The sequence below is a fragment of the Streptomyces viridosporus genome (assembly GCF_002078235.1).
Lineage (GTDB): Bacteria > Actinomycetota > Actinomycetes > Streptomycetales > Streptomycetaceae > Streptomyces > Streptomyces viridosporus.
In genome coordinates this window covers 1-10,498 of the sequence record NZ_MSGP01000732.1, presented here as the reverse complement: position 1 = coordinate 10,498, position 10,498 = coordinate 1, and the positions used below count along the sequence as shown (strand labels likewise).

Sequence of the window (10,498 nt, the reverse complement as noted above, 5' to 3'; positions counted from 1 at the left end):
GTCCCGAGGCCGGGGAGCTCCCCCCGGCCTCCGCTCCCGCGGTCGGTGACGCCACCGACCTCGCCTCGTGCGTCGCCGACTCCCTCCGGCGCGTCGCCGCCTTCCTCACCGATCGGCGGAAGAATCCGGCAGACGTCCCCGACCTCTTCCTCGCCGCGGAACAGGCCCTCCTCCTCGGCCACCCGCTGCACCCGGCTCCGAAGAGCCGCGAGGGGCTCTCCGACGCCGAGGCACGGCTGTACTCACCCGAGGTGCGCGGCTCCTTCCCCCTCCACTGGATGGCTGTCGCTCCCTCCCTGCTCGCCACCGACTCCGCCTGGACCGAGCGCGGACGCCGGATTCCCGCGCCCCGCCTCACCGCACGTCTCGCCGGAACCGGACTGCCGTTGCCGGACGGATACGCGGCTCTCCCCGTACACCCCTGGCAACTGCGCGAGATCCGGCACCGTACCGAGACCGCCGCTCTGCTGGACGCCGGGCTGCTCCGCGACCTCGGCAGCCACGGCACCCCCTGGCACCCCACCTCCTCCGTACGCACCGTCCACCGGGCCGACGCCCCCGCGATGCTCAAGCTGTCGTTGGGCCTGCGCATCACCAACTCCCGCAGGGAGAACCTCCGCAAGGAACTCCACCGTGGTGTGGAGGTCCACCGTCTGCTGCGCACCGGGCTGGCCCGGCAGTGGCGGGCCGTGCACCCGGGCTTCGACATCGTCCGTGATCCGGCCTGGCTCGCCGTGGACGGGCCGGCCGGCGATCCCGTGCCCGGGCTGGACGTCGTGATCCGGCACAACCCGTTCCGGCCCCACCACGACGTCGCCTGTGTCGCCGGACTGGTCTCGCCGCGCCCTTGCCCACGACCGGGCACGGACGCCGGTCCCACGGTGCATGCCGCCGTCACCGACACCGCCCGGAACCGTGCGGGCACGCATGCCCCGGTCATGGGATCCCGGCTGGCGGAGCTCGTCACACGTCTCACCGCCCGTACGGGACGCTCTCGCGATGCCGTGGCCGCCGAGTGGTTCCTGCGGTACCTCGAGCACGTGGTGCGGCCCGTCCTGTGGCTCGACGGAGAGGCCGGCATCGCCCTGGAGGCACATCAGCAGAACACCCTGCTTCTGCTGGACACCGACGGCTGGCCCGCGGGCGGGCGCTACCGGGACAACCAGGGCTACTACTTCCGTGAGTCCCGCCGCGCGGAGCTCGACGCCCGACTGCCCGGTATCGGCGAGCACAGCGACACCTTCGTCTCCGACGAGGTCACCGACGAACGGTTCGCGTACTACCTGGCCGTCAACAACGTGTTCGGCCTCGTCGGGGCCTTCGGCTCTCAACGCCTCGCCGACGAGCGGCTGCTGCTCGCCGCCTTCCGCCGCTTTCTCACCGCGGTCTCCTCCGGCCCGGCACGCACCCGAAGCTCGCTGCCCGCCCGCCTGCTGGACTCGCCCGTCCTGCGCTGCAAGGCCAACATGCTGACCCGGCTGCACGGCCTCGACGAGCTCGTCGGCCCGGTCGACACCCAGTCCGTCTACGTCACCATCGCCAACCCCCTGCACTCCTGATGGCCCACCCGTTCCCCCACACGACCGCCGTCGGCGGCACCGCGGCCCCCTCGGACGAGGCGGGCCTCCACGACCTTCACGACCTGCTCGACCACATCGGCGACTGGGGCCCGGTCCGCACTCCCGCAGGTCTGTTCCGACTCGTCCCCGTATGCGTCGAACGCGACCTGCCGCTCCTCGCACGGTGGATGAACGACCCCGCCGTCGCCGAGTTCTGGGAGTTGTCCGGGCCGCCGGCCGTGACGGCGGACCACGTGCGGGCCCAAATCGCGGGTGACGGACGCAGCGTTCCGTGCGTCGGCGTGCTGGACGGCACGCCGATGAGCTACTGGGAGGTCTACCGGGCGGATCTCGACCCATTGGCCCGCCACTACCCGGCCCGGCCCCATGACACCGGGCTCCACCTCCTCATCGGTGCCCTCGGCGACCGGGGGCGGGGTCTGGGCGGCACGCTGCTCAGAGCCGTCGCCGACCTCGCCCTCGACAGACGCCCTGCGGCCACACGCGTCGTCGCGGAACCCGACCTTCGCAACATTCCCTCCGTCACCGCCTTCCTGCGCGCCGGCTTCCGCTTCTCCACCGAGCTCGACCTGCCCGGCAAGCGGGCCGCCCTCATGGTGCGGGACCGATCCCTGCGTCATCTCCTGTAGCGCTCCGTCACTGCGCTCTCACATGTGGTACACCGCTCGCGCCGTCCCGGTTCCCCGCACCGCGGCAATTTCTTCCGTGCCGGTCCCGGACACCGGCGCCGGTCACCGCGCCGGCGCCGGACCGCGACCGGTGGCCGCCGCCCCGATCCGAGGAGTCCCCGTCTTGATCGCACCCCCCGACCTTGCCGTGATCACTCGAATGTCAGCTCCGGGCCGTAGGGTGGTCGCGCTATGACGAAGCCCTCACTCCCCGAACTCCTGCATGCTGCCGTCACCGCCGTCGGCGGCACGGAGCGCCCCGGCCAGGTGGCCATGGCCGAGGCCGTCGCCGAGGCGATCGACGACGGCACCCACCTGCTGGTCCAGGCCGGCACCGGTACCGGAAAGTCGCTGGGCTATCTGGTGCCCGCGCTCGCGCACGGGGAGAGAGTCGTCGTGGCGACGGCCACCCTGGCCCTGCAACGCCAGCTCGTGGAGCGTGATCTGCCGCGCACGGTCGAGACGTTGCACCCCCTGCTGCGTCGCCGCCCCGAGTTCGCGATGCTCAAGGGCAGGTCCAACTACCTGTGTCTGCACCGTCTTCACGAGGGAGTGCCGCAGGACGAGGAGGAAGGCCTCTTCGACCAGTTCGAGGCGGCCGCGCCCACCAGCAAGCTGGGCCAGGACCTGCTGCGTCTGCGCGACTGGTCGGATGAGACGGAGACCGGCGACCGGGACGACCTCACGCCCGGGGTGTCCGACCGGGCCTGGTCCCAGGTCTCGGTGTCGTCGCGGGAGTGCCTGGGGGCCACGAAGTGCGCCTACGGCGCCGAGTGCTTCGCCGAGATGGCCCGTGAGCGCGCCAAGCTGGCCGAGGTCGTCGTCACCAACCACGCCCTGCTCGCGATCGACGCCATCGAGGGCGCGCCGGTGCTCCCGCAGCACGAGGTACTGATCGTCGACGAGGCCCATGAACTGGTCTCCCGGGTCACCGGAGTCGCCACCGGGGAGCTCACCCCGGGGCAGGTCAACCGCGCGGTGCGCCGTGCCGCCAAGCTCGTCGACGAGAAGGCCGCCGACCAGCTCCAGACCGCCGCCGAAGGTTTCGAACGGCTGATGGAGCTGGCGCTTCCGGGCCGGCTGGAGGAGATTCCGGAAGACCTCGGTTACGCGCTCATGGCGCTGCGCGACGCCTGCCGGACCGTGATCTCCGCGATCGGGAACACCCGCGACAAGTCGGTCCAGGACGAGGACGCGGTCCGCAAGCAGGCGCTGGCCTCCGTGGAGAACGTCCACGAGGTGGCGGAGCGGATCACGAACGGCTCCGAGTGGGACGTCGTCTGGTACGAGCGCCATGACCGGTTCGGCGCCTCCCTGCGCGTCGCCCCCATGTCCGTCTCGGGTCTGCTGCGGGAAAAGCTCTTTGCCGACCGCTCCGTCATCCTGACGTCCGCGACGCTGAAACTGGGGGGCGACTTCAACGGCGTGGGGGCCTCTCTGGGCCTCGGCCCCGAAGGAGTCGAAGGCGATGACCTTCCTCAGTGGAAGGGCATCGACGTCGGCTCGCCGTTCGACTACCCCAGACAGGGCATCCTCTACGTCGCCAGGCACCTGGCCCGCCCCGCCCGTGACGGTGACCGCGCGGATATGCTCGACGAGCTCACCGAGCTGATCCAGGCGGCGGGCGGCCGCACACTGGGGCTGTTCTCCTCGATGCGGGCCGCCCAGCTCGCCGCCGAGGAGCTGCGCTCCCGGATCCCCGAGTTCCCGATCCTCCTGCAGGGCGAGGAGACGCTCGGGGAACTGATCAAGAACTTCGCGGCCGACCCCAGGACCTGCCTCTTCGGCACGCTGTCGCTCTGGCAGGGCGTCGACGTCCCGGGTCCGAGCTGTCAGCTGGTCGTCATGGACAAGATCCCGTTCCCGCGCCCGGACGACCCCCTGATGAGCGCCCGGCAGAAGGCCGTGGAGGAGGCGGGCGGCAATGGCTTCATGGCGGTCGCCGCCACCCACGCGGCGCTGCTCATGGCGCAGGGAGCCGGCCGTCTCGTCCGTGCCTCGGGGGACCGGGGTGTGGTGGCCGTACTGGACCAGCGGCTGGCGACGGCCCGCTACGGCAGCTATCTCAAGGCTTCACTGCCCGACTTCTGGTACACCACGGACCGCAACCAGGTCAGGAAGTCACTGGCCGCGATCGACGCGGCGGCGAAGCAGGCCGAAGCCGAGGGGGAGGCGTAGGGGAGCGGGGTGTGCCGCGGACCCGCGGCACACCCCCGGTACGGCCGAGGACCGTCGCCGTCCGCCGTCGGCGCCCGTCACCGGATCCGGACAGCACAGGGCCCCGGAACCGGCGCAGGGGTCCCGGGGCCCGGTCGAGGGGCGGGGCGGCGGTCGAGGCCGGCCCGCGCCGTGTGTCAGACGCGCCGCAGAACGGCCACCACCTTGCCCAGGATGGTCGCGTCGTCGCCGGGGATCGGCTCGTAGGCCGCGTTGTGCGGGAGGAGCCAGACATGGCCGTTCTCGCGCTTGAAGCGCTTGACGGTCGCCTCGCCGTCGAGCATCGCCGCCACGATGTCACCGTTCTCGGCGACGGGCTGGCGGCGCACCGTGACCCAGTCGCCGTCGCAGATCGCGGCTTCGATCATCGAGTCGCCCACGACCTTCAGCACGAACAGCTCACCGTCCCCGACGAGCTGCCGGGGGAGAGGGAAGACGTCCTCGACGGACTCCTCCGCGAGGATCGGCCCACCGGCGGCGATCCGGCCGACGAGCGGGACGTAGGACGCGGCCGGCTTGCCGGCGGTGTCCGCGGGCTGCACGGGGGCGGCCTGGTCGGATCCGCGCACCTCGTAGGCGCGCGGGCGGTGCGGGTCGCGGCGCAGGAAGCCCTTGCGCTCCAGCGCCATCAGCTGATGCGCCACGGACGACGTGCTGGAGAGGCCGACCGCCTGTCCGATCTCGCGCATCGACGGCGGATAGCCGCGTCGCTGCACTGAATCCCTGATGACCTCGATCACCCGGCGCTGGCGGTCGGTGAGCCCGGAGCTGTCCGCCCGGATGCCGGGAGGCCTGCCCGGCAGGGAGCGCTTGTGTCCCTCGGGATTCACGGCTTCGTTCATCGCGTGCACCGGCTCGAGTCGGCCCTGGGAGCGGTCCTGGGCAGTGATGGCGGCACTGTCTGCGGTGGTGGTCACGTCGGCCCCTCTCGATGGTCTCCCTGCAGCACAACGGTAGTTGCTTTCGAAAGGTTGCGCCAAACACACGTTCGAGTGAAAATTCGCGAATTGCCGTGCGTGATCTCTTGCTGGGGTGTATTGGCCGTCGTGCTCCCTGCCGGGCGAACGGGCCCGTTGTTGTACTCTTCACCGCCGAGGTGAGGGCCTCGTGCCGGCGGGCCTCAGTCTGCCATCGGGTGCCCCGTGCCGGAGGGAGCGGCCCCGGCCCTCCTCGGGAGTCGCGCCACCCCCTCCCCGCGCACGGCGTCCCCCCGTGCGCGGTGCCGCTGTGTGACGCATCCGGTGGTCCCGGAGGGGTTCGAACGGGCGTGTCCGGGTACTGCGGAGGCGGTCGGGCGGCTCGCGTCCGGCCCACCGCGCACGACACGCATGCAGGACGTGCATGTATGAGCCAATCCCCACATCTAGTGGTTGGATTGCGGCAGTGGCCCAGAAGTTGTGGTCCCCGGGTCTTCGGGCCCTCGGAGATCGCCTATGCTGGAGCTGCTTCGTGAGGCCCGTGAGGCCCAGCGAGGCCGTTGAGTCTGCTGTGAGGAGGGTTGGAGTCCATGCACTGCCCCTTCTGCAGGCACCCCGACAGCCGTGTCGTCGACAGCCGTACGACCGACGACGGCACGTCGATCCGCAGGCGCCGCCAGTGCCCCGACTGCTCCCGGCGGTTCACGACCGTGGAGACGTGCTCGCTCATGGTGGTCAAGCGGTCCGGAGTCACCGAGCCCTTCAGCCGTACCAAGGTCATCAATGGTGTGCGCAAGGCGTGTCAGGGGCGGCCCGTCACCGAGGACGCGCTCGCCCAGCTCGGCCAGCGCGTCGAGGAGGCGGTACGGGCCACCGGAAGCGCCGAGCTGACCACCCATGACGTGGGACTGGCCATACTCGGCCCGTTGCAGGAGCTCGACCTCGTCGCTTATCTGCGGTTCGCCTCCGTCTACCGGGCGTTCGACTCGCTCGAGGACTTCGAGGCCGCGATCGTGGAACTCCGGCGGGCGGAGCAACCCGCCGAGGACGGCGGGGACCGCGAGGGAGCTGTCGCGGAGAGCCGGGAAGACGACGGCGGGTCCGGAGGGGCCGTCCAGGTCCCCGAACCCGCCCGCGCCGCCGACTGAACCGGCGGGCCGGTCCCGTACGCCAGGTGCGGGGAGCGGCCGGGCGGCGGCGATGAGAAGACCTGTTGCGGGTGGACGAGTGGGCGCCCGCAGCACCAGACAGAACACCGTGCCACGGAAACAACGGGGCACTTCAGGGCGTTTCAGCCCGTACAGGGAGGCGGCATGACAGAGACGGCGAGCGGTCCGGCACGGAGTTCCCGAGCCAAGAGCAACAAGGCCGGCAAGGGACTGCGTGTCGAGCGCATCCACACCACCCCGGGAGTCCACCCTTACGACGAGGTGGCCTGGGAGCGCCGTGACGTCGTCATGACCAACTGGCGCGACGGCTCGGTCAACTTCGAGCAGCGCGGCGTGGAATTCCCCGACTTCTGGTCGGTGAACGCGGTCAACATCGTCACCAGCAAGTACTTCCGCGGTGCCGTGGGCACCCCGCAGCGCGAGACCAGCCTCAAGCAGCTGATCGACCGCATCGTGAAGACGTACCGGAAGGCCGGTGAGGACCACAAGTACTTCGCCTCGCCCGCCGACGCCGAGATCTTCGAGCACGAGCTGGCGTACGCACTCCTGCACCAGATCTTCAGCTTCAACAGCCCCGTCTGGTTCAACGTGGGCACGCCCCAGCCGCAGCAGGTCTCCGCCTGCTTCATCCTGTCCGTCGACGACTCCATGGAGTCGATCCTCGACTGGTACAAGGAAGAGGGCATGATCTTCAAGGGCGGCTCCGGCGCCGGCCTGAACCTCTCCCGGATCCGCTCCTCCAAGGAACTGCTCTCCTCCGGCGGCAACGCCTCCGGCCCGGTCTCCTTCATGCGCGGAGCCGACGCCTCCGCAGGAACGATCAAGTCCGGTGGTGCCACCCGCCGCGCCGCCAAGATGGTCGTCCTCGACGTGGACCACCCGGACATCGAGGACTTCATCGAGACCAAGGTCAAGGAAGAGGAGAAGATCCGCGTCCTGCGCGACGCCGGCTTCGACATGGACCTGGGCGGCGACGACATCACGTCCGTCCAGTACCAGAACGCCAACAACTCGGTCCGCGTCAACGACGAGTTCATGCAGGCGGTCGAGCGGGGCGGCAAGTTCGGCCTGCGCGCCCGGATGACCGGCGAGGTCATCGAGGAGGTCGACGCCAAGGCGCTCTTCCGCAAGATCGCCGAGGCCGCCTGGGCCTGCGCCGACCCCGGCATCCAGTACGACGACACGATCAACAACTGGCACACCTGCCCCGAGTCCGGCCGGATCACCGCGTCGAACCCGTGCAGCGAGTACATGCACCTGGACAACACGTCCTGCAACCTGGCCTCGCTGAACCTGATGAAGTTCCTCGAGGACGACGGCAAGGGCAACCAGTCCTTCGAGACCGAGCGCTTCCAGAAGGTCGTCGAGCTCGTCATCACCGCGATGGACATCTCGATCTGCTTCGCGGACTTCCCCACCCAGAAGATCGGCGAGAACACGCGCGCGTTCCGCCAGCTCGGCATCGGCTACGCCAACCTCGGCGCCCTGCTGATGGCGACCGGCCACGCCTACGACTCCGACGGCGGCCGCGCCCTCTCCGGCGCGATCACCTCCCTGATGACCGGCACCGCCTACCGGCGCTCCGCCGAGCTCGCCGCGATCGTCGGCCCGTACGACGGCTACGCCCGCAACGCCGACGCGCACCAGCGCGTCATGAAGCAGCACGCCGACGCCAACGGCACCGCCGTGCGCATGGACGACCTGGACACCCCGGTGTGGGCCGCCGCCACCGAGGCATGGCAGGACGTGCTGCGCCTCGGCGAGAAGAACGGCTTCCGCAACTCCCAGGCGTCCGTGCTCGCCCCGACCGGGACGATCGGCCTGGCGATGTCCTGCGACACCACCGGTGTCGAGCCCGACCTCGCGCTGGTCAAGTTCAAGAAGCTGGTCGGCGGCGGCTCGATGCAGATCGTCAACGGCACCGTCCCGCAGGCCCTGCGCCGCCTGGGCTACCAGGAGGAGCAGATCGAGGCGATCGTCGCCCACATCGCCGAGCACGGCAACGTGATCGACGCCCCCGGCCTCAAGCACGAGCACTACGAGGTGTTCGACTGCGCCATGGGCGAGCGCGCCATCTCCCCGATGGGCCACGTCCGCATGATGGCCGCGATCCAGCCCTGGATCTCCGGCGCCATCTCCAAGACGGTCAACATGCCGGAGACGGCGACCGTCGAGGAGGTCGAGGAGATCTACTACGAGGCCTGGAAGCTGGGCGTCAAGGCCCTCGCCATCTACCGCGACAACTGCAAGGTCGGCCAGCCGCTCTCCGCCAAGAAGAAGGAGGACGAGAAGAAGGCCGAGATCGCCGAGAAGACCGAGGAGACGATCCGTACCGCGGTCGAGAAGGTGGTCGAGTACCGCCCGGTCCGCAAGCGCCTCCCGAAGGGACGTCCCGGCATCACCACCTCCTTCACGGTCGGCGGCGCCGAAGGCTACATGACCGCCAACTCCTACCCGGACGACGGGCTCGGCGAGGTCTTCCTGAAGATGTCCAAGCAGGGCTCGACGCTCGCGGGCATGATGGACGCCTTCTCCATCGCCGTCTCGGTCGGCCTCCAGTACGGCGTGCCGCTGGAGACGTACGTCTCGAAGTTCACCAACATGCGCTTCGAGCCGGCCGGCATGACGGACGACCCGGACGTGCGGATGGCGCAGTCGATCGTCGACTACATCTTCCGCCGCCTGGCGCTGGACTTCCTGCCCTTCGAGACGCGCTCCGCGCTGGGCATCCACTCCGCGGAGGAGCGTCAGCGCCACCTGGAGACCGGTTCGTACGAGCAGTCCCTCGACGACGAGGTCGACGTCGAGGGCCTGGCCCAGTCGGCGCCGCGGGCCCAGGAGCTGAAGGCGATCGCCACGCCGAAGGTCGAGACCGAGGCGGCCAAGCCCGCCCCGAAGCAGGCCCACACCAGCGCCGAACTGGTCGAGATGCAGCTGGGCATCCAGGCCGACGCTCCGCTGTGCTTCTCCTGCGGCACGAAGATGCAGCGGGCCGGCTCCTGCTACATCTGCGAGGGCTGCGGCTCGACCAGCGGGTGCAGCTGACGCGTCCGGGCGCGGCCCCCGGGGGTTGAGGTCGTGAGCGAGGGCGGTGGCACCGGCGTACCGGTGCCACCGCCCTCGGTGTCGTGGCAGGCCGGGCCTCACCGACCCGCTCGCCGGGTCACGGCCGGCGCGCCGCTCCCATCGTGCGGGTGAAGGCCGCCGGGTCGCCCTCGAAGCCCTGGACTCCGGGACGGAAGGCCCAGGCTCCGGAGTCGTCGCGGACGAACTCCGCGACCGTCGCCGCCGTGGCCCCGGGGACACCGCCGAAGTCGTCCTCGGCCAGGACGGTGTACCCCTCGCGGATGCGCAGACCCGGGCTGCCCACACCGGAGAACGTGCGCGGCGCCCGGTGCTGCTGGACGACGACGCCGACCACCACGCGCGCGTACCGTGCGTCGAGGCGGTCCAGCTCCAGCGTCATGACCTCGTCGTAGCCGAAGCCCTTGCCGTCCTTGCTGTCCCGGTTGAGCGTGATGGTGCCGTCGGGGGAGCGGCTGTCGAAGTGCACCACGTAGGCGGGGTCGCCGTGCGGGTCGCTCGCCGGATAGGGCGCGGCGACGAGATCCAGGTCGGTCGACGGCTCTCCCGAGGGACTCGGGTCCCACCGCAGTGCGATCTCGACCTTGCGGATGCCCTTGCTGAGGCCGTTCACCAGTTCTCCCCTTCCCCGCGACGGTCCTGCCGTCCGCCCCAACCACCGGGCGATCCCGGCGGATTGTCCATCCTGCCACGCACGCGGTGGCGGAGGAGGGGAAGCGGGCCACCCGAGGGTGACCGACGCCACCCTCCCTGGCCTTACGATGGCGCAGTGCTGGTCAAGTGGATTCGCTGCACCGTGGTGGACCGCCGAGGGTTCGAGCGGGGGCAGCGGAAGTGGGCGGGGCTTCTGGGGGAGCCGGGGT

At 70.4% G+C, this 10,498-nt stretch carries 7 protein-coding genes; 5 read left to right on the top strand and 2 right to left on the bottom strand.

The features are described 5' to 3' along the window. The 3 genes from B7L92_RS36730 to B7L92_RS36720 all read left to right on the top strand — a co-directional run. The coding region (locus B7L92_RS36730) for an IucA/IucC family protein (protein WP_081241487.1) at positions 1-1,559 on the top strand (1,559 nt) is incomplete at its 5' end. Next, positions 1,454-2,209, top strand: a complete 756-nt coding sequence (locus B7L92_RS36725) for a GNAT family N-acetyltransferase (protein ID WP_081241486.1) — start codon at positions 1,454-1,456, stop codon at positions 2,207-2,209. The genes B7L92_RS36730 and B7L92_RS36725, both read left to right, overlap by 106 nt. Before the next feature lie 231 nt (positions 2,210-2,440). Continuing rightward, the gene (locus B7L92_RS36720) at positions 2,441-4,426 is read left to right on the top strand and encodes an ATP-dependent DNA helicase (protein WP_081241485.1); all 1,986 of its coding nucleotides are present in this window, start codon (positions 2,441-2,443) and stop codon (positions 4,424-4,426) included. Positions 4,427-4,602: 176 nt separating this feature from the next. Here the strand turns inward: B7L92_RS36720 and lexA are convergent, their stop codons facing one another. Further along, the gene (lexA, locus tag B7L92_RS36715; protein WP_004982586.1) at positions 4,603-5,382 is read right to left on the bottom strand and encodes a transcriptional repressor LexA; all 780 of its coding nucleotides are present in this window, start codon (positions 5,380-5,382) and stop codon (positions 4,603-4,605) included. Positions 5,383-5,972: 590 nt separating this feature from the next. Here lexA and nrdR point away from each other — a divergent pair. Continuing rightward, positions 5,973-6,530 carry a transcriptional regulator NrdR gene (gene nrdR, locus B7L92_RS36710; RefSeq protein WP_081241484.1) on the top strand — a complete coding sequence of 186 codons (558 nt, stop codon included), beginning with the start codon at positions 5,973-5,975 and terminating at the stop codon, positions 6,528-6,530. Between the two features lie 165 nt (positions 6,531-6,695). Then, on the top strand, positions 6,696-9,596 hold the full coding sequence (locus tag B7L92_RS36705) for a vitamin B12-dependent ribonucleotide reductase (protein WP_081241483.1): 2,901 nt from the start codon (positions 6,696-6,698) through the stop codon (positions 9,594-9,596). 118 nt (positions 9,597-9,714) lie between these two features. On the opposite strand, the gene B7L92_RS36700 is transcribed toward B7L92_RS36705, so the two are convergent. Further along, positions 9,715-10,248, bottom strand: a complete 534-nt coding sequence (locus B7L92_RS36700; RefSeq protein ID WP_081241482.1) for a TerD family protein — start codon at positions 10,246-10,248, stop codon at positions 9,715-9,717. Positions 10,249-10,498 lie beyond the last annotated feature (250 nt).

Excerpts from the sequence above, each read along its gene's own strand:
- nrdR (WP_081241484.1), top strand. The coding sequence starts at position 5,973 with ATGCACTGCCCCTTCTGCAGGCACCCCGACAGCCGTGTCGTCGACAGC.
- B7L92_RS36720 (WP_081241485.1), top strand. The coding sequence starts at position 2,441 with ATGACGAAGCCCTCACTCCCCGAACTCCTGCATGCTGCCGTCACCGCC.
- B7L92_RS36705 (WP_081241483.1), top strand. The coding sequence starts at position 6,696 with ATGACAGAGACGGCGAGCGGTCCGGCACGGAGTTCCCGAGCCAAGAGC.